Genomic DNA, 23088 nt, shown 5'->3' on the forward strand with positions numbered 1-23088 from the left:
CCGCCGAGGTCGAGCGTGCGGCGGCCCGCGAGGCCGCGGTGGCGGCGCGGACCCAGATCGTCGAGCAGGCCGAGAAGATCGCGGCGACGGACCCGTCCCGCATCCAGTGGCGCCCCGCCGGCGAGCAGCTGCGCACCCTGCTGGACCAGTGGAAGGAGGCGCAGCGCTCGGGGCCGCGCCTCGACCGGCCGACGGAGGAGTCGCTCTGGAAGCGGTTCAGCCACGCCCGCACCACGTTCGACCGCGAGCGTCGCCACTTCTTCGCCGAGCTCGAGACGCGCAACGCATCGGCGAAGAGCGTCAAGGAGAGCCTCGTCGCCGAGGCCGAGCGACTGCAGTCCAGCACCGACTGGGGTGCGACCGCGGGTGTCTTCCGCGACCTCATGGCGCAGTGGAAGGCCGCCGGACGCGCCAGCCGGGCTGACGACGACGCCCTGTGGGTCCGGTTCCGCGCCGCGCAGGACGCGTTCTTCGCGGCCCGCGACGCGCAGTCGGCCGCGACCGACGAGGAGTTCCGGGCGAACCTCGAGGTCAAGGAGGCCCTGCTGGTCGAGGCCGAGGCGCTCGTCCCCGTGACGGACCTGGCCGCGGCCAAGGCGGCGCTGCACAAGATCCAGGACCGGTGGGAGGCAGCCGGCAAGGTGCCTCGCGGCGACGTCCAGCGCGTCGAGGGACGTCTGCGGGCGGTGGAGACCGCCGTGCGTGACTCCGACCAGGCCCAGTGGCGCCGCAGCAACCCCGAGACGCGTGCGCGCGCCGAGGGTGCCGCAGCCCAGCTCGAGCAGGCGATCGCGGGGCTCGAGGCGGACCTCGACCGCGCCAAGTCGGCGGGCGACACGCGCCGGATCGCCGACGCCCAGGCGGCGCTCGACGCCCGCCGCGCGTGGCTCGAGCAGGTGCAGCGCGCCGCGCAGGACGCCCGCGGCTGACCGGTTCCGTCCGGCTCGTCCAGGCCCTCGCCCCTCGGGGCGGGGGCCTGCGTCGTCCACAGATCGGCACGACGCCGACCCGCCGACAGCGCCGCCGTCCATGCTGGCCAAGTGAGCACCGGTCTGGACGCCTATCACGCCACCACGCCGGCGCTCCCCCGGACCGTGAGTCGCGACGACGTCGGCGCGGCCGCGTGGTTCGGCCTGCTGCGCGACGGCGTGGTGCGCATCGTCTGGGGCGAGGTCGCCATCGCTGCCGACCTCGTCGACACCCCGGAGCTGCGCGCCCTCGCGGTGGCGTCCCTGGTGCCCGCGCGCGGCGTGCTCGGCCGGCGGACCGCCACCTGGGTGCACACCGGGTGCTTCCCGCCGGACCGGGTCGAGGTGCTCGTCCGCGCGGGCGGCCGGCGGACGGACCCACACCCGGCCCGGATCGCCGCCGAGGCCGTGCTCGCCCCGGTCGACGTGGTGCGGGTCGGCGGGCTGCGCGCGACGTCGGTCCAGCGCACCGGGATCGACGTCGCCCGGATGCTCCCGCCCGACGACGCCCTGCCTCTGTTGCGCGCGCTGCAGGACGTCGGGCTCGACCCCGAGCGGGCGCGGGAGCACCTCGCCAGCCTGCGGGGGTACCGCGGGATCCGTCAGGCGGACGCCACCCTGCGGTCCCTGGAGCTCAGGCGCGGATGACCGGTTCCTCGGCGGCCTTCGCCCCCGTGATCCGGTAGACGTCGAACACGCCCTCCACCTTGCGGACCGCCGCGAGCACGGACGCGAGGTGGTTCGGCTCGGCCATCTCGAACACGAACCGCGACAACGCGACGCGGTCCCGAGACGTGGAGACCGACGCCGAGAGGATGTTGACGTGCGAGTCGGACAGCACGCGCGTGACGTCGGAAAGGAGGCGGCTGCGGTCCAGCGCCTCGACCTGGATCTGGACGAGGAACAGCGAGGTGCTGTTGTGGCTCCAGGAGACGTCCACCATGCGCTCGGGCTCCGAACGCAGGCTCTGGACGTTGATGCAGTCGCTGCGGTGCACGCTCACGCCGGCGCCGCGGGTCACGAAGCCGACGATGTCGTCGCCCGGCACCGGCGTGCAGCACTTCGCGAGCTTGACCCAGATGTCGTCCACGCCCTTGACCACGACGCCCGGGTCGCCCGTGCGCACCCGGCGCTGGGTCTGACCGGGTCGGGCGACCTCGGCGAGGTCCTCCTCGGCCGCCGGCTCGCCGCCCATCGACTGCACGAGCCGCTGCACGACCGTCGCCGCGGAGACCTGGCCCTCGCCGATCGCGGCGTAGAGCGCGGAGACGTCCGCGTACCGCATCTCGTTGGCCAGGGCTACCAGGGACTCGTGGGACAGCAGGCGCTGGATCGGCAGGTTCTGCTTGCGCATCGCCTTGGCGATGGCGTCCTTGCCGTGCTCGATCGCCTCTTCGCGGCGCTCCTTGGAGAACCACTGGCGGATCTTGTTCCGCGCGCGCGGGCTCTTGACGAAGCCCAGCCAGTCGCGCGACGGGCCCGCGGTCTCGGACTTGGACGTGAAGACGTCGACCACGTCGCCGTTCTCCAGCGACGAGTCGAGGGGCACGAGCCGGCCGTTGACGCGGGCGCCCATGGTCCGGTGCCCGACCTCGGTGTGCACGGCGTACGCGAAGTCGACCGGGGTGGAACCCGACGGCAGCCCGATCACGTCGCCCTTCGGCGTGAACACGTACACCTCGGAGCCGGCGATCTCGAACCGCAGGGAGTCCAGGAACTCGCTCGGGTCGGCCGTCTCCTTCTGCCAGTCGACCAGCTGCCGGAGCCACTGCATGTCGTTGCCGGCAGTGTCCGGGTCGGCCGAGCTGCCGTTCTTCGCGCTCTCCTTGTACTTCCAGTGCGCGGCGACGCCGTACTCCGCCCGACGGTGCATGTCGTGGGTGCGGATCTGGATCTCGACGGGCTTGCCGCCGGGGCCGATCACGGTGGTGTGCAGCGACTGATAGAGGTTGAACTTGGGCATCGCGATGTAGTCCTTGAACCGGCCCGGCACCGGGTTCCACCGCGCGTGCAGCGCACCCAGCGCCGCATAGCAGTCCCGCACCGAGTCGACCAGGACGCGCACCCCGACGAGGTCGTAGATGTCCGCGAAGTCGCGGCCGCGCACGATCATCTTCTGGTAGATCGAGTAGTAGTGCTTCGGCCGGCCGGTCACGGTCGCCCGGATCTTGGCCTTGCCGAGGTCGGTGCCGACCTGCTCGCGCACGGTCGCCAGGTACTCCTCGCGCGCCGGTGCACGCTCGGCCACCAGGTGCACGATCTCGTCGTAGACCTTGGGGTAGAGCGTCGCGAACGAGAGGTCCTCGAGCTCCCACTTGATCGTGTTCATGCCGAGGCGGTGGGCCAGCGGGGCGTAGATCTCGAGCGTCTCGCGGGCCTTCTTCTCGGCCGACGCCGCGGCGACGAACTTCCAGGTCCGGGCGTTGTGCAGCCGGTCCGCGAGCTTGATCACCAGGACGCGGATGTCGCGGGACATCGCGACGACCATCTTGCGCACGGTCTCGGCCTGGGCCGCGTCGCCGTAGGTCACCTTGTCCAGCTTGGTGACGCCGTCGACGAGCATCGCGATCTCGGGGCCGAACTCGCGGCGCAGCTGGTCGAGCGAGTAGTCGGTGTCCTCGACGGTGTCGTGGAGGAGCGCGGCCGCCAGGGTGGACGGCGTCATGCCCAGCTCGGCGAGGATCGTGGCGACCGCGACCGGGTGCGTGATGTACGGGTCGCCGCTCTTGCGCAGCTGGCCGCGGTGCGCCTTCTCGGCGACGACGTACGCCTGCTCGACGACGGCCAGGTCGGCCTTCGGGTGGTTGGTGCGCGCCGCCTGCAGCACCGGCTCGATCGCCGGGAACGCGGCACCGCTGCGCGCGCCGAACCTGCCCAGACGCGAACGCATGCGGCTCGACGGTGAGTCGCTCTGCGTCGCCGGGGCACCGGTCTCGGGCGTGCGGACGTCTTCGCTCATCACACCCCCTCCCACGGTCGAGGCGACAGTCTACGACCGCGCAGGCGGTGGGACGGTCACAGTGCCGCGGCGGCGGCCCTGGTCAGGGCACCGCGACGAGGACGTCGATCGGGTGGCCCGCCAGCTGGTCGCGGCCGCGGAGCGCCTCGAGCTCGACCAGGAACGACAGCCCGACGACCTCGGCACCGCAGCGCTGCAGCAGCGCGACCGTGGCCGCCGCCGTCCCGCCGGTGGCCAGCACGTCGTCGATCACGAGCACGCGCGAGCCCGCCGGGACGGTGTCCGGGTGGATCTCGATCGTCGCCGTGCCGTACTCGAGCTCGTAGGACTGCGCGGCCGTCGGCCCCGGGAGCTTGCCCGCCTTGCGCACGGGGAGAACCCCGGCGCCGAGCGCGACCGCCACGGGGGCGGCCAGCAGGAACCCGCGGGCCTCCATGCCGGCGACGAGGTCGACGGGCCCGTCGACGCGGCCGGCGATCTCGGCGATCACGTCGGCGAAGGCCGCGGCGTCGGCGAGCAGCGGGGTGATGTCGCGGAAGAGCACGCCGGGCTGCGGGTAGTCGGGGACCAGACGCACCAGCTGGTCGATGCGGCGGAGCACGTCCGCACGCGCGGCGGGGACCCCCGTGGGAGTCCCCGCCGCGCCGAACGGATCGGTCATCGCTTGCGCTTCGGCTGCGCCGCGACGCCCTGGTGCGAACCCGGCTTGAGGGCGCCCACCGTCACGTGCACGGGGCCGACGTCCTGGGGCTCGACCTCGCCGCCGGCGACGCGTGCGGCCCGGGCAGCCAGGACCTTGCGGGTGTGGTCGCGCAGCGCGGGCTCGCGGTTGCGGAGCACGACCTCGAACGGCGTGGCGAGGAAGATCGACGAGAAGGTGCCGATCAGCATGCCGACGAAGAGCGCCAGCGCGATGTCGCGCAGCGTCCCCGGGCCGAGGACGAACGTGCCGACGAACAGGATCGCGCTCACGGGCAGCAGGGCGACCACCGAGGTGTTGATCGACCGCACGAGCGTCTGGTTGATCGCGAGGTTGGCCTTCTCGGCGTACGTGAACCGAGACTGGTCCAGCGTGTCCGCGGTGTTCTCGCGCACCTTGTCGAACACCACGACGGTGTCGTAGATCGAGTACCCGAGGATCGTCAGGAAGCCGATGACCGTCGCCGGCGTGACCTCCCAGCCCACCGCCGCGTACACGCCCACCGTGATGATGAGGTCGTGGAAGAGCGCGATCAGCGCGGCCACGGCCATCCGCCAGTTGCGGAAGTAGATCGTCATCACGATGGTCACGAAGACGAGGAACACCAGGATGCCGGTGATGGCCTTCTGCGAGATATCCTTGCCCCACGACGGCCCGATGAACGAGCTGGTGACGTTGGTGCCCTCCGGCACGTCGAAGGCCGTCGCGAGCGACGCCTTGACCTTCTCGACCTGGTCGTTGGTGAGCGTCGAGGTCTGGATGCGCAGCCCGTCGGCGCCGATCGTGGTGACCTTCGGCTGCTCGTCCGGCGCGATCACCAGGACGGTGTCGATCGCGAGCTGCTGGCTGTCGTCGGCCACGCCGGAGACGACGAACTCGGACCCGCCCCGGAACTCGATGCCGGGGTTGAGGCCCGGCTTGATGAGGAAGATCGCCGACAGGATCACGAGGACGGTCGAGATCGTGAACCAGATCTTGCGTCGACCGACGATGTCGTACGACCGCCGGCCCGTGTACAGGTCGTTGCCCCACTGGGCGAATCCGGCGGCCATCAGTGATCGTTCCCCTCGGTGCGCCCGGACTCGGGCTCGGACTCGGTGACCGGTGCGTCGGCGGGAGCGTCGACCACGGCGGCCTTCTGCTCAGCCGCCTTCGCCGCTGCACGGCGCTCGGCGATCGTCTGCCCGCCCGCGCCGCCGCCGACGGCGACCGGCACGCGAGGCGTGGGCTCGGCGTCGACCGGTGCGTCCTCGACGCCGGCGTCCGCGACGTCTGCATCCTCGGAGGTCCGGGGGCCCGTGACGACGCGGCCACGGCCGACGTAGCGCGAGCCCTCGACACCGAGCCGGCGTGGGTCGAGGCCGGACAGCCGGTGACCCTGACCGAAGAACTTGGTGCGCGCGAGCAGCTGCATCACCGGGTGCGTGAACATGAAGACCACGAGCACGTCGATGAGCGTGGTGAGCCCGAGGGTGAACGCGAAACCACGCACGCCACCGACGGCGAGCAGGTAGAGCACGATCGCCGCGAGGAAGTTCACGGCGTCGGACGCCAGGATGGTGCGGCGCGCACGCTCCCAGCCTCGGTCGACGGCCGCGACGAGGGTGCGGCCCTCGCGCAGCTCGTCACGGATGCGCTCGAAGTACACGATGAACGAGTCCGCGGTGATACCGATCGCCACGATGAGTCCCGCGACACCGGGCAGCGAGAGCCGGAAGCCCTGCGTCCAGGAGAGCAGCGTGATCACGCCGTAGACGAGGATGCCCGCGACCACGAGCGACGAGACCGTGACCAGGCCCAGCGCGCGGTACTGGAGCATCGAGTAGAGGACGACCAGGGCCAGGCCGATGAGACCGGCGATGAGGCCCTTCTGCAGCTGCTCGGAACCGAGCGTCGCGGAGATCTGCTCCTCGCTCTGCACCTCGAACGTCAGCGGCAGCGAACCGAAGTTCAGCTGGTTGGCCAGGCTCGCCGCGCTCTCGCGCGTGAACGTGCCCGAGATCTCGGCCTTGCCGTCCGCGATGATGACGCCGGAGGCGAGGCTGGGGGCCGAGATGACGAGACCGTCCAGGACCATCGCGAACTGGTTCTGGGGCGGCGTCGAGGCCAGGCCCTGCAGGCGGGTGGTCACGTCGGTGAACTGCGTCGTGCCCTCGTTGTCGAAGACGATGTTCACGACCCACTCGTTGCCCTGACCGCCGCTGGGCAGCTGGTTCAGGCCCGAGCTCGCCGTGGAGATCCGCGCGCCGGCGATCTCGATCGGACCAAGGATGTACTTCGCGCTGCCGTCCTGGCTGCACGTGACGAAGGCCTTGTCTGGGTCCCCGTTGACCCCACCGGTGAGGTTGTCGGGGTCGGTGCAGTCGAGGGCGTCGAACTCCGCCTGGACCGCCGGGGTGATGTAGTACGCCGCGTCGCTCGGGCTGTCGGGCGCTGCCTTGGTGGGCACGTCCGACGGCGCCTCGGCCGACGCGCTCGGCGTCGGCGTGGGCTCCGCAGCCGCCCCGTCGGTACCTGCCGCCGACGCGGTCGGGGTCGGCGTCGCCGTCGACGTGTCGGTGGGCGTCGGGTTGCCGATGGCGAGCACGGGCCGGAACGACATGACCGCCGACGTCCGGACGAGCTTGAGCGTCTCCTCGCTCGGGTGGCCCGGCAGGGCGACGACGATGTTGCCGCCGCTCTGGCTGGTGATCTCAGCCTCGGCCACGCCCGACGAGTCGACGCGCTGACGGATGACGTCGATCGCCTGCGCGGTCGTCTCCGAGGTGATCTTCTCCCCGTTCTCCGCGACCGGGGTGAGGATGATCTGCGTGCCACCCTCGAGGTCGAGCGCGAGGTTCGGGGTCCACGACGCGGTGGACCACTTGACGCCTGCGGCGATGGCGCCGAAGAGCGCAAGGATGATGACGCCGAGCACGATGAGCGTGCGGACAGGCCTCTGGCGGCGTGTAGGAGGAGCCAACGGAGTTCTTCTCTCGTGCGCGCACCGAACCGCGAAGGCAGCCGGTGGGGTCAAGGTCCGGGCGTCGTCACCCGGACCAAACGGTCTACTTGGTGTCCGGGTCCCCGTCCTTGCGGGCGGGCGGCAGCGAGGACAGGTCGTCCGGGACGTCGATCACGTCGTCGTCCGCGCGGCTGATGCGGTCGGCATCGGACACCGCGACGTCGTCCACCTGGTCGTCGATGTCGCTGTCGTCGTCGGCGTCGTCGATCTCCTGGACGTCGTCGATGACGGGTTCGATCTTCTTGGCGATCGCGGCGCGGATCCAGCGCGTCTGGGTGCCCGGCGCCGACTCCAGCGTGATGACGTCGTCCTCGACGGCCACGACGGTGCCCAGCAGACCCGACGCCGTCATGACCTCGTCACCGGCGACGAGGTTGTTGCGGAACTCCGAAGCCGTGCGCTGCTGCTTGCGCGTGCGGTTCGACATGAGCCACAGGGCGCCGAGGGCGACGGCAAGGATGACGAGGAAGGAAGGATCCACGGCTGAAAGGCTCCGATCGGGGTGGTGTGTCCGCCGCAGTCTAGGCGCAGCGGCTCGCCGCTCCAACGCACGGAGCCCGATGAGGGTTCCGAGATCTGCGCAGTGAGGACCGGCTCAGCCGAACAGTGTGCCCGATCCGTGAGGCATCTCGAGACCGAGGTGCGCCCAGGCGGCCGGCAGCGCCACCCGACCGCGTGCCGTCCGCCCGATCAGACCCTCCCGCACGAGGAACGGCTCGGCCACGGTCTCCACGGTCTCCGCCTCCTCGGCGACGGCGACGGCGAGCGTGGTGAGGCCCACCGGGCCACCCCCGAACCGGGTGCACAGCGCGGTCAGGACCGCACGGTCCAACCGGTCCAGACCGAGCTGGTCGACCTCGTAGACCTCCAGCGCCGCGCGCGCGGCCGCCAGGCTGAGCGTGCCGTCACCGCGCACCTCGGCCCAGTCCCGCACGCGCCGGAGCAGCCGGTTCGCGATGCGCGGCGTGCCCCGCGAGCGGGACGCGATCTCCGCGGCGGCGGTGTGGTCGAGCGGCACGCCGAGCAGCCCGGCGGAGCGGACGAGCACCTGCTCGAGCTCGTCGGCGGAGTAGAAGTCCAGGTGTGCCGTGAAGCCGAACCGGTCGCGCAACGGCGCGGGCAGCAGTCCCGCGCGCGTGGTGGCGCCGACCACCGTGAACGGCGGCAGGGTCAGCGGGATCGCGCTGGCGCCCGCTCCCTTGCCGACGATCACGTCGACCCGGAAGTCCTCCATCGCCATGTAGAGGAGCTCCTCGGCCGGCCGCGCGATCCGGTGGATCTCGTCCAGGAAGAGCACCTCGCCGTCCTCGAGCGAGGACAGGACGGCCGCGAGGTCGCCCGCGTGCTGGATGGCCGGCCCGCTCGTGACCCGCAGCGACGCCCCCATCTCGGCCGCGATGATCATGGCGAGCGTCGTCTTGCCCAGCCCTGGCGGGCCCGACAGCAGCACGTGGTCGGGTGCCCGGCCGCGGCCGCGTGCGGCGTCGAGCACGAGCGACAGCTGGTCGCGCACGACACGCTGCCCGACGAACTCGTCGAGCTTGCGCGGTCGCAGCGCGGCCTCGGCCGCACGTTCGAGGTCGTCGGCGCCGGACCGGACCAGGGACTCCGCGGCGAACCGCTCGGTCACCAGCTCCTCGCGCTCGTCAGCCACGTCCACCACCCAGCGTCCGCAGCGCAGCCCGCAGGACGCCCGCGACCTCGTCGGCGGCGACCGGCCCCTCGGTGCCCTCGAGCACAGTCGACACGGCGTCGCCCGCCGCCCGGGCGTTCCAGCCGAGTCCGACGAGCGCCTCCACCACCTGGTCGCGGCGGTCGCCGCCGAACACGGCGGCGGCGGGGGCGGACACGTTGGCGGGGGCGCCGATGCGGTCCTTGAGCTCGAGGACGATGCGCTGCGCGCCCTTGAGCCCGATGCCGGGCACGCGCTGGAGCGCCTTGACGTCCTCGTCGACCACCGCGCGGCGCAACCCGTCGGGGGTGTGCACGGCCAGCATGGCCAGGGCGAGCCGAGGACCGACGCCGCTCACGGTCTGCACGATCTCGAAGATCTCGCGCTCGTCGGTGTCGGCGAACCCGAACAGGGTCAGCGCGTCCTCGCGGACGAGCAGCGACGTCGCCAGCTGCGCGGTCGACCCGACGCGCAGGCCAGCGAGGGTCGCGGGAGTCGCGTGCACCAGCAGGCCCACTCCCCCGACCTCGACCACCGCCGCGTCGAGCCGGACCGCCTGCACCGTGCCGTGGACCGACGCGATCACCGGTCACCCTCCTTGGGTCGAGAACTGAAGCCGGGAACACTCTGGCACACCGAGGCGAACAGGTGTACGAAGACACGCGGTCAGCCGCGACGACGCGCCGCCTGCTCGGCGGTGGCCCAGGCGCGCTGCGCGGCGGTGAGCGAGCCGGGCGCGCGCTGGGGCGCGCCGAGGGCGCCGGCGGGTCGCCAGAGGTGGCACACGGCCAGGGCGAGCGCGTCGGCGGCGTCGGCAGGTCGGGGCAGCTCCTCGAGCCGCAGGAGCCGCTGCACCATCGTCTGCACCTGGGCCTTGTCCGCCCGCCCGTTGCCGGTGACGGCGGCCTTGACCTCGCTGGGCGTGTGCAGCGCGACGGGGATCCGGCGCCGCGCGGCGGCGACCATCGCGATCCCGGCCACCTGCGCGGTGCCCATCACCGTGCGCAGGTTGTGCTGCGCGAACACGCGCTCCACGGCGACGGCGTCGGGCGCGTGCTCCTCGAGCCACTCCTCGATCTGACGCTCGATCGAGAGCAGGCGCTGGTCCACGTCCCACAGCGCGTCGGACGTCGCCACGCCGACCGCGACCATGGCCAGGCCGCGGGACGGGAGCCCGTCGACGACGCCGAGGCCGCACCTGGTCAGGCCGGGGTCGACTCCGAGGACGCGCACGCCGTCATGGTCGCAGCCGATCGGGGACCAACCTGGGAGGGCGCGCCCGGGACGACGAAGGGGCCCGACCGCAGCGCGGCCGGGCCCCTCCGAGAGTGGTGCTCGGTCGTCTCGTTCGCGGTCGGACCGAACCTGCGCTTCGCTGCGGCCGAGTGACGCTCCGCGCCCCTCGACCTCCGCTGCGCTCCGGCTCAGTCCTCCGGTTCGCGGTCGGACCGAGCCTGCGCTTCGCTGCGGCCGAGTGACGCTCCGCGCCCCTCGACCTCCGCTGCGCTCCGGCTCAGTCCTCCTCGAGCTCCGCCATGACCTCGTCCGAGGCGTCGAAGTTCGCGTAGACGTTCTGCACGTCGTCGGAGTCCTCGAGGGCGTCGATGAGGCGCAGGATCTTGCGCGCACCCTCGGCGTCGACCTCGATCTGCGTGGCGGGCCAGAACACGACGTCCGCGGAGTCGTATTCGATGCCGGCGTTCTGCAGCGCCGTGCGCACGGGCACCAGGTCGGTCGCCTCGGAGAGCACCTCGAAGGCCTCACCGAGGTCGTTGACCTCCTCGCCACCCGCGTCGAGCACGGCCTCCACGACGGCGTCCTCGTCGGTGCCCTCCTTGGGCACGATGACGACGCCCTTGCGCGAGAACAGGTAGGAGACCGAGCCCGGGTCGGCCATCTGGCCGCCGTTGCGCGTGAACGCGACACGCACGTCCGACGCGGCACGGTTGCGGTTGTCGGTGAGGCACTCGACCAGCACCGCGACCCCGCCCGAGCCGTAGCCCTCGTACATGATCGTCGTGTAGTCGGCGCCGCCGGCTTCCTGGCCGGACCCGCGCTTGACCGCACGGTTGATGTTGTCGATCGGGACCGAGTTCTTCTTGGCCTTCTGGACCGCGTCGAAGAGCGTGGGGTTGCCCGCGAGGTCACCGCCGCCGGTGCGCGCGGCGACCTCGATGTTCTTGATGAGCTTCGCGAAGAGCTTGCTCCGCTTGGCGTCGACCACGGCCTTCTTGTGCTTGGTGGTGGCCCACTTGGAGTGACCCGACATCGCTTCGCTACCCCTTCGTCTCCCGCGCGCCCCTGCAGCCGGCTCCGACGCCGGTCGTCACAGGGTGTCGCGGACGATCTCTACGAACAGTTGATGCACCCGGGTGTCTCCGGTGACCTCCGGGTGGAAGGAGGTCACGAGCAACGGCCCCTGGCGCACCGCAACGATCCTACCGGCGGCGGGACCGGACTCCACCCGGCCCAGCACCGTGGCGGCCGGACCGACCTCCTCGACCCACGGCGCCCGGATGAACACGGCATGCACCGGGCCGTCGATGCCGTCGATCGCCAGGTCCGTCTCGAACGACTCCACCTGGCGCCCGAACGCGTTGCGTCGCACGGTGACGTCGACTCCGCCGAGGGTCTGCTGCCCCTCGATCCCACCGAGCACGCGGTCGGCCAGCAGGATCATCCCGGCGCACGACCCGTAGGCCGGCATCCCGGCGCGCAGCCGGTCCTGGACCGGCCCGAACAGTTCGAACGCGCGCAGCAGCTTGTCGATGGTGGTCGACTCGCCGCCGGGGATCACCAGGGCGTCGACCGCGTCGAGCTCACGCTGCCGACGCACCGGCACGGCCTGCGCACCCACGGACGTGAGGGCGCGCACGTGCTCGCGCACGTCTCCCTGCAGGGCGAGGACTCCGACGGTCACGGTCACGACGGGCGAGTCTAGGCGTCGCCCGGGCCGGGCCGACGACGCGCCCGGCTGGCGGATCGCGAGCCGACCGTGCCGTCGTAGGCTCGCGGACCGTGACCTTCGACCAGCTCGACGCCCAGGCCGCGGCCCTCGACGCCGCCCACGCCGCCACGGACCTGCGCGACCGCTTCCTGCTCCCGCCCGGCGTCGTCTACCTCGACGGCAACTCGCTCGGTGCGCTGCCGGTGGGCGTGCCAGAGGCGGTCGCGACGGTGGTGCGGCAGGAGTGGGGCCACGACCTGATCGCGTCCTGGAACGCCCACGGCTGGTGGGACGCACCTGTCCGGGTGGGTGACGCGATCGGGCGGCTGATCGGCGCGGCACCGGGCCAGGTCGTGGTCGGCGACTCCACGAGCGTGCGCCTGCACCAGTCGCTGCACGCCGCCGCGGCGCTGCGCACGGGTCGTTCGGTCGTGCTCACGGAGCCCGGCTCGTTCCCCACCGACCAGTACGTCATCGCCGGCGTCGCGGCGCAGGTCGGGTGGCGGGTCGAGCACGCTGTCCCGGCCGAGATTCCCGGCCGCCTCGGCCCCGACGTCGCGGTCGTCGTCCTGTCCCACGTCGACTACCGGACCGGGGACCTGCTCGACCTGCCCGGCATCACGGCGGCGGCTCATGCGGCTGGTGCGCTGGTGGTGTGGGACCTCTGCCACTCCGCGGGTGCCGTGCCGGTCGGGCTCGACGAGCACGGCGTCGACCTGGCCGTCGGCTGCGGCTACAAGTACCTCAACGGCGGCCCGGGTGCTCCGGCGTTCGGCTACGTCGCCGCGCGGCACCAGGACGCGTTCGTCAACGTGCTGCCCGGCTGGCACGGGCACGCCCAGCCGTTCGCGATGATCGACGAGTACGAGCCCGCCCCCGGGATCGAACGGGCACGGATCGGGACCCCGCCGCTGCTGTCCCTGCTCGCGCTGGAGGCGGCCCTGCACGCGTTCGACGACGTCGCGATCGAGGACGTCCGCGCCCGGTCCTCGTCCCTCACCCGGTTCTTGCGCGACGCGATCACCGCGGTGCTGCCGGACGCCGAGTTCGCGTCGCCCGAGGCCGACGACCGACGCGGCTCCCAGGTCGCGGTCCGGCACCCCGACGCCTACGGCATCGTCCAGGCGCTGGTCGCGCGCGGCGTCGTCGGCGACTTCCGCATGCCCGACATCGTCCGCCTCGGCGTCGCCGCGCCGTACCTCACGCACGCCGACCTCGTCACGGCCGTCCGCGCGCTGCGCGACGTGCTGGACCGCGACGAGCACCTCGACCCGGCCTGGACGACGCGGAACGCCGTCACCTGACCTACTCGCGCGCGAGGCCCAGGTGCCGCGTCACGCCGTCCCACGCGGGCAGCAGGCCGCGCACGAGCTCGACCAGCGACTCGGGGAACACCTCGATCTCGACCCGGTCCAGGTCGTCGAGCGACCACCACCGGAGCTCGTCGATGACGTCGTGCTCCAGCTCGGTCCAACCGGCGCGGTCGACGGCCTCGAACGACGCCGCGGGCACGCGCGCAAGGTAGAGGATCTCGTCCTGCCGGCAGTGCTCGAGGAAGAAGTCGAAGATGGCCGAGCGCGTGAACACCGGGCCTTCCAGCTGCGCGGCATCGAGCACGATGCCGGTCTCCTCGCGCACCTCGCGCAGCGCCGCCGACAGGGCGTCCTCGCCGTCGTCGATGCCGCCGCCCACCGTGAACCACCAGCTGCGCTCGGGCTGGTCGACGTCGTGCCCGCGGATCAGCAGCACGCGGTCGTCCTCGTCGAGCAGGATCACCCGCGCGGCCTCACGGAACAACAGCCCGTCGTCGCCGCGCCGCCACTCGGGACCCAGACCGTGCACCGGTCCGCCCCCGTCCGCACCCGACCGGGGAGAGACGGCGGAGGCCGCGGACTGATCGTCCGCGGCCTCCACCACTGCGTCGTCCTGCGTCACCAGCCGCGCTCGGCCAGGCGGTGCGGCTCCGGGACGTCCTCGACGTTGATGCCGACCATGGCCTCACCGAGGCCGCGCGACACCTTGGCGATGACGTCCGGGTCGTCGAAGAACGTGGTCGCCTTGACGATCGCGGCGGCGCGCTCGGCCGGGTTGCCCGACTTGAAGATGCCGGAGCCGACGAACACGCCCTCGGCACCCAGCTGCATCATCATCGCGGCGTCGGCCGGGGTGGCGATGCCGCCCGCGGTGAACAGCACCACGGGGAGCTTGCCCAGCTGGGCGACCTCCTTGACCAGGTCGTACGGCGCCTGGAGCTCCTTGGCGGCGACGAACAGCTCGTCCTCCGGCAGCGAGGTCAGGCGGCGGATCTGGTCGCGCAGCGTGCGCATGTGGGTGGTCGCGTTGGAGACGTCGCCCGTGCCGGCCTCACCCTTGGAGCGGATCATGGCCGCGCCCTCGGTGATGCGGCGCAGGGCCTCGCCCAGGTTGGTGGCGCCGCAGACGAAGGGAACCGTGAAGCCCCACTTGTCGATGTGGTGCGCGTAGTCCGCGGGGGTGAGCACCTCGGACTCGTCGATGTAGTCGACGCCGAGCGACTGCAGCACCTGCGCCTCGACGAAGTGGCCGATGCGGGCCTTCGCCATGACGGGGATGGAGACGGCCTCGATGATGCCGTCGATGAGGTCGGGGTCGCTCATGCGCGCGACGCCGCCCTGGGCGCGGATGTCGGCGGGGACCCGCTCGAGAGCCATCACGGCGACGGCTCCGGCGTCCTCGGCGATCTTCGCCTGGTCGGCGGTGACGACGTCCATGATGACGCCGCCCTTGAGCATCTCGGCCATCCCCCGCTTCACGCGGGCGGTGCCGATGACGCCGGCGTGCGTCGCGGTGGTGGGCTGGCTGTTCTCGCTGGTCACGTCGAGCCTCGCAGATCGTGGTGCGGTCGGGGTACGGCCGCCACGTGGGGGGTCGGCGGCCTGATCGGGCAATCGTAGTCCGTCGACGACGAGCTCCCTGGCGCGTCTCAGCGGGGCGGCGGGGTCTGGACGGGACCGCTGCGAGCACCGGGCCGACCCAGAGTCTCGGGCCAGGCGTCGTCGAGCTCGAGGCTCTGCGGCTCGGGTGCGTGACCGGAGAGACGCAGCATCCGCACGAGCGGGCCGCGGCGCGCGCGGCGGGTCTGCACGACGGCCTCGTTGAAGAACCGCCGGGCCAGCTGTACCCGGTACCAGGACGACGCGAGGAGGTCCACCAGCTCGTTGCCGGCGGGGTCGGCTCGCAGCGCGGCGACCTCGTCCGGGTCGTCGAGGGCCTCCCGCAGCGTGGCCGACAGCTCGCTCTCGATCCCGCCGCGGTCCACGGCCAGCAGCGCCTCGCCCCCGGGTGGCACGTCGTCGGGACCCACCAGCGCGAGGAGGTCCGCAGGCAGCTCGCTCGTGCCGGTCGACAGCGCCGCCCACGCGGCCTCGCCCACCAGCACGGAGCTCACCGGGTCGAGCAGCCCGGACGTGGCCAGCTCGGCCGCGACGGTCGCCCGCCGGACCAGCTGCGCGTCGAGCACCGCGCGGGACGAGTTGACCTTGCGGTGCAGCCGGTCCAGCCGGGACGCGGCCACCCACACCCACCACAGCGCGAGGGCGACGAGGATCGTCACGTAGACGGTGATCTCGGACCATCTCATCGGGACTCACCCCGCCCGCGACGCAGCTCGAGCAGGCGCGCTCCCCGCACGGAGGAGGGGTCCTCGCCGACGGGAGCATGCCGCCCCGCCACGACCATCTCGTACACCGCGAGCACCTGGTCCGTGACGGTCGCCCAGTCGTACTGGCGGACGACGTCGAGGGCGTGGGCCGATACCCGGGCGCGCAGCTCGGGGTCCCGCAGCACCCGCACGAGCGTCTGTGCGAGGTCCGCGCTGTCGCCGGTGCGGAACAGGACGCCGGCCTCGCCGTCGTCGAGCACGCGCGAGAACGCCCCGAGGTCGCTCGCGACGACCGTGGCGCCTGCGCTCATCGCCTCGACGAGCACGATCCCGAAGCTCTCGCCCCCGGTCTGCGGGCCGCAGTACACGTCGACGGACGCGAGCAGCCCGGCCTTCTCGTCGTCGGTGATGCCGCCGAGGAACTCGACGGCCGCGGCGGCGTCCTCGCCGAGCAGCTCGCGGACCTCGTCGGGACCCGTCTCCCCCCGGCCGGCCACGAGGAAGCGCACGCCAGGGATCTCGGCCAGGACGCGCGGCACGGCCTCGAGCAGCACCGGCAGACCCTTGCGCGCCTCGTCCAGCCGCCCGAGGAAGGCGATCGTGGGCCGCTCGGGCGTCCCGGTCCAGCGCGGGTCGGGCTGCGCCGCCGCGAAGTCGTCGACGTAGACGCCGTTGGGGATCACGACCGCGTCGCCGCCCATGTGCTCGACGAGCGTGCGGCGGGCGTCCTCCGAGACGGCGATCCGGGCCGAGATCTTCTCCAGGGACTGCCGCACCAGCGGGTAGGCCATCTGGAGGGGTCGCGACCGGATCAGGGCCGTGTGGAACGTCGCCACGATGGGCCCGTCGGCGATCCACAGCGCGAGCATTCCCAGGCTCGGCGTGACCGGCTCGTGCAGGTGCAGGACGTCGAACTCCCCCGCGGCGAGCCACCGGCGCACCCGGTTGGCGGTCACCGGCCCGAACGTCATGCGCGCGACGGCCCCGTTGTAGCGGACCGGGATCGCCCGACCGGCGGCCGTCATGTACGGCGGGATCGGCGTGTCGTCGTCGGCGGGGACCAGGACCGACACCTCGTGCCCGCGGGCGATGAGCGCCTCGGCCAGGTCGCGGACGTGGAACTGCACGCCGCCGGGGACGTCGTACGAGTACGGGCAGACGATGCCGACCCGCAGGGTGCGCTCGAGGCGCCGCGGGCTCATCCCCCACCCGCGATCGTCGCGGCGTAGCGCGCCGGGTCCAGGTCCTCGACGAACACCTTCTGCAGCATGTGCCAGTCTTGCGGCCGCTGTCGGACGCCGGCGGCGAACTCGTCGACCCAGGCCTGCGTCATCACCCGCACCTGGTCGGCTCGCGGCACGCCCGCCGGGATCTCGATGGCCTTGTTGAACTGGATGACGATCCCCCACGGGGAGCCTGCGGCACGCCGCGCGGCGCCGCGGAGGCGTTCGTAGTAGATGACGGTCGTCACCAGCGGCGCACCGGTCGAGATCGAGAGGGCGGCCGGGCCGGCGGCGACGCGGGCGCGGTGCCCGAACAGGTCGACCTCGATCCCCTTCGCGGTGAGGTCGCGGTCGGCGAGCAGCGGCAGCAGTCCCGCACCCGCGCGAGCCGCGCGCACGAGGCCGCGAAAGACGTCACCGTCGCCGGTCAGCGCGAAGATCGTGATCCCGATGCTGTTCCGGAACGCGACGAACTCCTGGAACAGCTCCTCGGGCTCGAGCCGCTCCGCCACGGTGGTGACAGGCGCGACCGCGCGGGCCGCCCAGGCTCCCGCGAGGTCCCAGTTGCCGGTGTGCCCGAGAGCCAGCACGACGGCCTGGTCCCGGTCGGTGTGGACACGGAGGTTCTCCGTGCCGACGGCCCGCACGCGGGCGTCGACCGGGTCCAGAGGCATCGTGGCCAGGGCGAACGCCTCACAGAAGTACCGCATGTACGAGCGCATCCCGGCGCGGCTGAGCCGTCGCAGCGCCCGCGCGTCGAGCTCGGGCCGCACGCGCTGCAGGTTGCGCTCGAGCTGACGCACGCCGCCGCCGTGCCGGAGCCAGGCGATGTCGGCCGCGGCGTCGCCGGCCGTCCGCAGCACGGAGCCGGGCAGCCTGCCGGCTACCTTCCACGCGACCGAGTATGCCCGCGCGACGTCCAGCTTCACTCGGTCACCCGCATGGCCTGGGCGTGGACCTTGCTCATCCTCTGCACGATCGTGACGGCCGACGCCAGGGCGAGCAGGCCGAGCACGACCGTGAGCACGACGGTCGGCGCGCCGACGCCGACGGCGAAGGTGGCGACGAGCACGAGCGCGAGCCGGTCCGCGCGCTCGGCGATGCCGCCCGACGCGGTCATGCCGAGGCCCTCTGCCCGGGCGCGGGCGTAGGGCACGATCGAGCCGAGCACGAGGCAGGCGAGCGCGAGCACCGCGGAGAGGCGGTCGTCGCCGCCGGCGGTGAACCAGAGCACTAGCCCGGCAAAGATCGCACCGTCGCCGAAGCGGTCCAGGGTCGAGTCGAGGAACGCGCCCCACGGCCCGGACCGACCGGCCTGGCGTGCCATGACGCCATCGAGCGAGTCCGTGAGCACGAACACCGCGATGACCAGCGTGCCCAGCAGGAGGTGACCGGTGGGGAACGCCCAGAGCGCGGTGACGACCACGACGAGCGTGCCGGCGATGGTGACCGCGTCCGGCGAGACCCCGGCGCGCAGGAGCGCCCGGGCGATGGGCGTGAAGAAGCGCGTCATGGCACCGCGCAGTCCGTTCAGCACGTGCCGATCATCCCTTCGCCGGGGCGGGCCAGGCTGCTGCGAGGCGCGCCCGCGTGTCGCCCAGGAGCTCGGGCAGCGCCCGGCTGCGAGCGATGATCGGCAGGAAGTTCGAGTCCCCGCCCCACCGCGGCACCACGTGCTGGTGCAGGTGCGCCGCGATGCCCGCGCCGGCCACGTCGCCCTGGTTCATGCCCAGGTTGAACCCCTGGGGCGCGGACACCTCCCGCACCACGCGCATCGCCGTGCGCGTGAGCTCGGCAACCTCGGCCACCTCGGGCTCCGTCAGGTCTGTGTAGTCGGCGACGTGCCGGTACGGGCAGACCAGCAGGTGCCCCGAGTTGTAGGGGTAGATGTTGAGCACCACGTAGGCGACCTCGCCGCGCGCGACGATGAGGCCGTCCTCGTCGCTCAGCGTCGGGATCCGGCAGAACGGGCAGCCGTCGCCCGCCTCGCGGTCGACGGGCTTGTCCTGCCCGCCGATGTACGCCATCCGGTGCGGTGTCCAGAGTCGCTCGAAGCCGTCCGGCACGCCGGCGAGCTGGTCAGCGGGTACTACCTCGTCGGTCACCCGTCAGACCTGCACGCGATCGCGCACCGCCGACACGATCCGTTCGATCGCCTCCGCCACGGGGACGCCGTTGTCCTGGCGCCCGTCGCGGTAGCGGAACGACACGGCCCCGGCCTCGGCGTCCTCGCCACCGGCGATGAGCACGAACGGGATCTTCTGCGTGCTCGCGTTGCGGATCTTCTTGCCGAAGCGGTCGTCGGACCGGTCCACCTCCGCGCGGATCCCCTGCGCCCGCAGCTGCGCGACGACGTCGTCGAGGTACCCCTCGAACGGCTCGGCCACCGGCACCGCCAGCACCTGCACGGGCGCGAGCCATGCCGGGAACGCGCCGCCGTAGTGCTCGGTCAGCACGGCGAAGAACCGCTCGACCGAGCCGAACAGCGCGCGGTGGATCATCACCGGGCGCTGACGGCTGCCGTCGGGCGCCGTGTACTCGAGCTCGAACCGCTCGGGCAGGTTGAAGTCGAGCTGGATGGTGGACATCTGCCAGGTGCGACCCAGCGCGTCCTTGACCTGCACCGAGATCTTCGGGCCGTAGAACGCAGCGCCACCGGGGTCGGGCACCAGGTCGAGCCCGGAAGCCTCGGCGACCTGCCGCAGCGTCTCGGTCGCCTCGTCCCAGACCTCGTCGGAACCCACGAACTTGTCCGGGTTCTTGGTCGACAGCTCGAGGTAGTAGTCGTCGAGGCCGTAGTCCTTGAGCAGGTCCAGGACGAACTTCAGCGTCGTGGTGAGCTCGTCCGCCATCTGCTCGCGGGTGCAGTAGATGTGCGCGTCGTCCTGGGTGAAGCCGCGGGCGCGGGTCATGCCGTGCACGACGCCCGACTTCTCGTACCGGTAGACGGTGCCGAACTCGAACAACCGCAGCGGCAGCTCCCGGTACGAGCGCCCGCGCGCCGCGAAGATCAGGTTGTGCATCGGGCAGTTCATCGGCTTCAGGTAGTACTGCTGCCCCGCCTTGCGCACGTGCCCCTCGGCGTCGCGCTCCTCGTCGAGGGTCATCGGGGGGTACATCCCCTCCGAGTACCAGTCGAGGTGCCCCGAGATCTCGTACAGCTTGCTCTTGGTGATGTGCGGGGTGTTGACGAACTCGTACCCGCCCTGCACGTGCCGCAGCCGGCTGTAGTGCTCCATCTCCATGCGGATGACGCCGCCCTTGGGGTGGAACACGGCGAGGCMCGAGCCGATCTCGTCCGGGAAGGAGAAGAGGTCGAGCTCGGTACCGAGCCGCCGGTGGTCGCGACGCTCGGCCTCGGCGATGCGCTCGAGGTAGGCGCGCAGCTCGTCCTTGGTCGGCCACGCGGTGCCGTACACGCGCTGCAGCTGCGGGTTCTTCTCCGACCCGCGCCAGTACGCCGCCGCCGACCGGGTCAGCTGGAAGCCATTGCCCAGCAGGCGAGTGCTCGGGATGTGCGGACCGCGGCACAGGTCTTGCCAGACGACCTGCTCGGTCTCGCGGCCGGCTCCACGGACGTTCTGGTAGATGCTCAGCCCGCCGAGGCCCACCTCGACAGAGGCGCCGTCGGCCGCCGTCGGGTCGCCCTTGAGGCCGATGAGCTCGAGCTTGTACGGCTCGTCGCGCAGCTCCTTGCGGGCCTCCTCCTCGGTGACGTCCCACCGACGGAAGGTCTGGCCCTCCTTGACGATCCGGCCCATGACCTTCTCGATGGCCTTGAGGTCCTCCGGGGTGAACGGGGTGTCGACGTCGAAGTCGTAGTAGAAGCCGTCGGTGATCGGCGGCCCGATGCCCAGCCTCGCGGACGGGTTGACCTCCTGCACCGCCTGAGCCAGCACATGAGCCGCCGAGTGCCGCAGCACCGCCAGACCGTCGGGATCGTCGAGGGTCACGGCCTCGACGACCGCCCCGTCGGCCAGCGGCAGGTGCAGGTCGCGCAGCTCGCCGTCCACGCGGGCGACGACGACGTCTCGCCGGGAGGAGTACAGGTCGGTACCCGTCGTCCCCGGCTCCACCGTGGTCGCGATCCCGTCGACGGTGAGGGTGATGAGCTCGGGCACCGGTACAGCCTCCTTCGTGGCCGCTCGCCCTAGCGGCGAGCCCCTCGATGCTACCGGCGGGCCTACCGCCCCCCGGACCTGAAAAGGAACGGCAGGAGGGGCCGGCCCACTGGGCCGACCCCTCCTGATCGAGTGGGCGATACCGGACTCGAACCGATGACCTCCTCGGTGTGAACGAGGCGCTCTACCAACTGAGCCAATCGCCCGTCGTCCGCCGGTGCCGTCAACCGCGACACGCCGAGGCGTCGAGGATGACGTTCACCCGCGGGTGACATCGAGAGGATGCTACCCGGGTCGACGCGAGAATCCGAAACTGGAGCACTGCAGGTCACCGCGATGGAGTCAAGGGCTGGACCGTCACCAAGTTGGGTGCTGCCACCCGGGCGGGCCCGTTCGGTGGCGCGTCCCTCCGGGTGAACTCGCGCCATCTACCGGTCCAATCGGGCATCTGGCCTGCCATGATGGGACCTCCAGCCCTTGCGAACAGGAGGACCCGATGACCAACTCGACTTACGACGTCGTCGAGGTCGTCGCCATGCAGCTCATCGGATCTGACGCCAGCGTCATCCCGGTGAGCGCCGAGTTCTCCTTCCGGACCTCCGATCCTTACACGGTGCGCGCGGTGTTCACAGGCCCGCACACCATGTCGACGTGGCTGATCGGCCGCGAGCTCCTCTCGCTGGGGATGCACGCGACGGCCGATGCTCCTGCGGGGACCGGTGACGTGCAGGTGTGGCGTGACGAAGACCCCGACTACACCCTGGTGTCTCTCAGTGGAGTCGAGGGCAGCGCGCTCCTCGCCGCGCCCACCGAGCCGATCGAGCGGTTCCTCGCCGGGACCGAGGCGCTCGTGCCCCTGGGCACCGAGAGCGACCGCATGGAGAGCGAGATCACGGCGCTGATCGCCGCGCTCCTCACCGCCTGACCGTTCCTGACCTCGACCGGCCCCGCCCGCTGGCGGGGCCGGTCGTCGCATGTCCGGGCCGGCTCAGGGGTCGAGGTCGTCCGCCAGCCGGGCTTGGAACAGGCGCTGCGCCTCCAGCGAGATCGGCCCGGCCGCGACGGCGGACCCGTCGAGGCTGACCACCGGCGAGACGTTGCGGATCGAGCCGCTCATCATCAGGTGCGTCGTCCCGTCGCCCACCGCGTCGAGGACGTCGTACCGCAGCTCTCCCGGCGCGCCCTCCCGCACCGGCAGGCCGGCGGCCGCCGCCCACTCGAGCAGGAGCTCGCGGGTGATGCCCGCCAGGCAGCCGCTCGACAGCGGCGGCGTCACCAGCTCGCCCGCGCGCTCGACGAAGACGTTGGACGCCGTGCCCTCGCACAGGTCGCCCACCGTGTTGGCGAGCACCGCCTCGTCGGCGCCCTGGCGGTAGGCCTCGGACACGGCGACGACGTTCTCCGCGTACGACGTGGTCTTCAGGCCGGCGACCGACGAGCGCTCGTTGCGGACCCACGGCACGCGGACCACTCGCGAGACCTCCGACCGCACCCCGGGTCCCGCCAGCACCAGGACGGTCTGGTGCTGGTCCTCGGGGGCGAAGCGGTGGGAGCCCAGCGGACCGGCCCCGCCGGTCAAGGTGATGCGCAGGCGTCCCGTGTCGGGACCGGCGGCGGCCAGGACGGCCGCGACGCCGTCCCGGACCAGGTCCAGGTCCGGCTCGCCCAGCCCGATGCCGAGCGCGGACCGCCTCAGCCGGCGCAGGTGGCGGGTGAGCGCGAACGCCGTCCCGTCGTACACCGCGCAGGTCTCGAAGACGCCGTCACCGACGGTCACGCCGTGGTCGACGCCGGACAGGAGGAGGTCGTCCGGGCCGTAGAGACGACCGTTCGACCAGATCACGACACCCATCG

23 protein-coding genes and 1 tRNA gene are annotated in these 23088 nt (G+C 72.1%); 4 read left to right on the forward strand and 20 right to left on the reverse strand.

The features are described 5' to 3' along the window. Together ACXJKA_RS13535 and ACXJKA_RS13540 are read left to right on the forward strand one after the other, a co-directional pair. Positions 1 to 929: DUF349 domain-containing protein (locus tag ACXJKA_RS13535; protein WP_456825730.1), on the forward strand; the 929-nt coding region annotated here is incomplete at its 5' end. A gap of 111 nt (positions 930 to 1040) precedes the next feature. Next, positions 1041 to 1616 (forward strand): hypothetical protein, encoded by a 576-nt coding sequence (locus ACXJKA_RS13540; protein ID WP_456825731.1) that lies wholly within the window; start codon positions 1041 to 1043, stop codon positions 1614 to 1616. Here ACXJKA_RS13540 and ACXJKA_RS13545 read toward each other — a convergent pair. The 10 genes from ACXJKA_RS13545 to pdxT form a co-directional block, all read right to left on the reverse strand. Then, complete coding sequence (locus tag ACXJKA_RS13545; RefSeq protein WP_456825732.1) at positions 1603 to 3927, reverse strand: RelA/SpoT family protein; 2325 nt, start codon at positions 3925 to 3927, stop codon at positions 1603 to 1605. The two genes, ACXJKA_RS13540 and ACXJKA_RS13545, sit on opposite strands and share 14 nt — an antisense overlap. Positions 3928 to 4009: 82 nt before the next feature. After that, positions 4010 to 4588 (reverse strand): adenine phosphoribosyltransferase, encoded by a 579-nt coding sequence (locus tag ACXJKA_RS13550; RefSeq protein ID WP_456825733.1) that lies wholly within the window; start codon positions 4586 to 4588, stop codon positions 4010 to 4012. Continuing rightward, on the reverse strand, positions 4585 to 5679 hold the full coding sequence (gene secF, locus ACXJKA_RS13555; RefSeq protein ID WP_456825734.1) for a protein translocase subunit SecF: 1095 nt from the start codon (positions 5677 to 5679) through the stop codon (positions 4585 to 4587). The genes ACXJKA_RS13550 and secF overlap by 4 nt, the downstream gene beginning before the upstream one ends. Continuing rightward, entirely contained in the window at positions 5679 to 7589 is a 1911-nt protein-coding gene (secD, locus tag ACXJKA_RS13560) for a protein translocase subunit SecD (protein ID WP_456825735.1), read from the reverse strand. Before secD ends, secF begins: the two co-directional genes overlap by 1 nt. An 85-nt stretch (positions 7590 to 7674) precedes the next feature. Then, positions 7675 to 8112 (reverse strand): preprotein translocase subunit YajC, encoded by a 438-nt coding sequence (gene yajC, locus ACXJKA_RS13565; RefSeq protein WP_456825736.1) that lies wholly within the window; start codon positions 8110 to 8112, stop codon positions 7675 to 7677. 114 nt (positions 8113 to 8226) lie between these two features. After that, positions 8227 to 9285, reverse strand: coding sequence for a Holliday junction branch migration DNA helicase RuvB (gene ruvB, locus ACXJKA_RS13570; protein ID WP_456825737.1), 1059 nt, complete (start codon positions 9283 to 9285; stop codon positions 8227 to 8229). Continuing rightward, on the reverse strand, positions 9278 to 9889 hold the full coding sequence (gene ruvA, locus ACXJKA_RS13575; protein ID WP_456825738.1) for a Holliday junction branch migration protein RuvA: 612 nt from the start codon (positions 9887 to 9889) through the stop codon (positions 9278 to 9280). Before ruvA ends, ruvB begins: the two co-directional genes overlap by 8 nt. A gap of 80 nt (positions 9890 to 9969) precedes the next feature. Next, positions 9970 to 10536: a crossover junction endodeoxyribonuclease RuvC gene (ruvC, locus tag ACXJKA_RS13580; protein ID WP_456825739.1), complete on the reverse strand. Its 567-nt coding sequence runs from the start codon at positions 10534 to 10536 to the stop codon at positions 9970 to 9972. A gap of 280 nt (positions 10537 to 10816) precedes the next feature. Continuing rightward, entirely contained in the window at positions 10817 to 11572 is a 756-nt protein-coding gene (locus tag ACXJKA_RS13585; RefSeq protein ID WP_456825740.1) for a YebC/PmpR family DNA-binding transcriptional regulator, read from the reverse strand. Between the two features lie 57 nt (positions 11573 to 11629). After that, on the reverse strand, positions 11630 to 12229 hold the full coding sequence (gene pdxT, locus ACXJKA_RS13590; protein ID WP_456825741.1) for a pyridoxal 5'-phosphate synthase glutaminase subunit PdxT: 600 nt from the start codon (positions 12227 to 12229) through the stop codon (positions 11630 to 11632). Positions 12230 to 12321: 92 nt separating this feature from the next. Here pdxT and kynU point away from each other — a divergent pair, with 92 nt between their 5' ends. Further along, on the forward strand, positions 12322 to 13554 hold the full coding sequence (kynU, locus tag ACXJKA_RS13595; RefSeq protein ID WP_456825742.1) for a kynureninase: 1233 nt from the start codon (positions 12322 to 12324) through the stop codon (positions 13552 to 13554). 1 nt (position 13555) lies between these two features. On the opposite strand, the gene ACXJKA_RS13600 is transcribed toward kynU, so the two are convergent. The 9 genes from ACXJKA_RS13600 to ACXJKA_RS13640 form a co-directional block, all read right to left on the reverse strand. Further along, positions 13556 to 14185 carry an NUDIX hydrolase gene (locus ACXJKA_RS13600; protein WP_456825743.1) on the reverse strand — a complete coding sequence of 210 codons (630 nt, stop codon included), beginning with the start codon at positions 14183 to 14185 and terminating at the stop codon, positions 13556 to 13558. Next, positions 14182 to 15105, reverse strand: coding sequence for a pyridoxal 5'-phosphate synthase lyase subunit PdxS (pdxS, locus tag ACXJKA_RS13605; RefSeq protein WP_370503673.1), 924 nt, complete (start codon positions 15103 to 15105; stop codon positions 14182 to 14184). The genes ACXJKA_RS13600 and pdxS overlap by 4 nt, the downstream gene beginning before the upstream one ends. 107 nt (positions 15106 to 15212) lie before the next feature. Further along, positions 15213 to 15869, reverse strand: a complete 657-nt coding sequence (locus tag ACXJKA_RS13610) for a hypothetical protein (RefSeq protein ID WP_456825744.1) — start codon at positions 15867 to 15869, stop codon at positions 15213 to 15215. Continuing rightward, positions 15866 to 17065 (reverse strand): glycosyltransferase family 4 protein, encoded by a 1200-nt coding sequence (locus tag ACXJKA_RS13615; RefSeq protein ID WP_456825832.1) that lies wholly within the window; start codon positions 17063 to 17065, stop codon positions 15866 to 15868. Before ACXJKA_RS13615 ends, ACXJKA_RS13610 begins: the two co-directional genes overlap by 4 nt. A gap of 23 nt (positions 17066 to 17088) precedes the next feature. Then, complete coding sequence (locus tag ACXJKA_RS13620; RefSeq protein WP_456825745.1) at positions 17089 to 18042, reverse strand: phosphatidylinositol mannoside acyltransferase; 954 nt, start codon at positions 18040 to 18042, stop codon at positions 17089 to 17091. Next, positions 18039 to 18650, reverse strand: coding sequence for a phosphatidylinositol phosphate synthase (gene pgsA, locus ACXJKA_RS13625; RefSeq protein ID WP_456825746.1), 612 nt, complete (start codon positions 18648 to 18650; stop codon positions 18039 to 18041). Before pgsA ends, ACXJKA_RS13620 begins: the two co-directional genes overlap by 4 nt. Positions 18651 to 18657: 7 nt before the next feature. After that, a complete protein-coding gene (locus ACXJKA_RS13630) occupies positions 18658 to 19218 on the reverse strand; it encodes an HIT family protein (protein WP_456825747.1) in 561 nt (186 codons plus the stop codon). Between the two features lie 3 nt (positions 19219 to 19221). Next, on the reverse strand, positions 19222 to 21234 hold the full coding sequence (thrS, locus tag ACXJKA_RS13635; protein WP_456825748.1) for a threonine--tRNA ligase: 2013 nt from the start codon (positions 21232 to 21234) through the stop codon (positions 19222 to 19224). Between the two features lie 133 nt (positions 21235 to 21367). Next, positions 21368 to 21440 (reverse strand) — tRNA-Val (locus tag ACXJKA_RS13640). Positions 21441 to 21730: 290 nt separating this feature from the next. On the opposite strand from ACXJKA_RS13640, the gene ACXJKA_RS13645 reads away from it, so the two are divergent. Then, a complete protein-coding gene (locus ACXJKA_RS13645) occupies positions 21731 to 22159 on the forward strand; it encodes an SsgA family sporulation/cell division regulator (protein WP_456825749.1) in 429 nt (142 codons plus the stop codon). A gap of 63 nt (positions 22160 to 22222) precedes the next feature. Here ACXJKA_RS13645 and ACXJKA_RS13650 read toward each other — a convergent pair whose 3' ends face one another. After that, positions 22223 to 23086: an aminotransferase class IV gene (locus ACXJKA_RS13650; RefSeq protein WP_456825750.1), complete on the reverse strand. Its 864-nt coding sequence runs from the start codon at positions 23084 to 23086 to the stop codon at positions 22223 to 22225. Between the last annotated feature and the right edge of the window lie 2 nt (positions 23087 to 23088).

The organism is Cellulomonas sp. P5_E12 (assembly GCF_054049315.1).

What these genes read in the sequence shown, in the direction of transcription:
- ACXJKA_RS13650 (WP_456825750.1), bottom strand. Translation starts at nt 23,086, where the DNA reads ATGGGTGTCGTGATCTGGTCGAACGGTCGTCTCTACGGCCCGGACGAC.
- ACXJKA_RS13610 (WP_456825744.1), bottom strand. Translation starts at nt 15,869, where the DNA reads ATGAGATGGTCCGAGATCACCGTCTACGTGACGATCCTCGTCGCCCTC.
- ACXJKA_RS13545 (WP_456825732.1), bottom strand. Translation starts at nt 3,927, where the DNA reads ATGAGCGAAGACGTCCGCACGCCCGAGACCGGTGCCCCGGCGACGCAG.
- ACXJKA_RS13585 (WP_456825740.1), bottom strand. Translation starts at nt 11,572, where the DNA reads ATGTCGGGTCACTCCAAGTGGGCCACCACCAAGCACAAGAAGGCCGTG.
- ACXJKA_RS13645 (WP_456825749.1), top strand. Translation starts at nt 21,731, where the DNA reads ATGACCAACTCGACTTACGACGTCGTCGAGGTCGTCGCCATGCAGCTC.
- secF (WP_456825734.1), bottom strand. Translation starts at nt 5,679, where the DNA reads ATGGCCGCCGGATTCGCCCAGTGGGGCAACGACCTGTACACGGGCCGG.
- ACXJKA_RS13550 (WP_456825733.1), bottom strand. Translation starts at nt 4,588, where the DNA reads ATGACCGATCCGTTCGGCGCGGCGGGGACTCCCACGGGGGTCCCCGCC.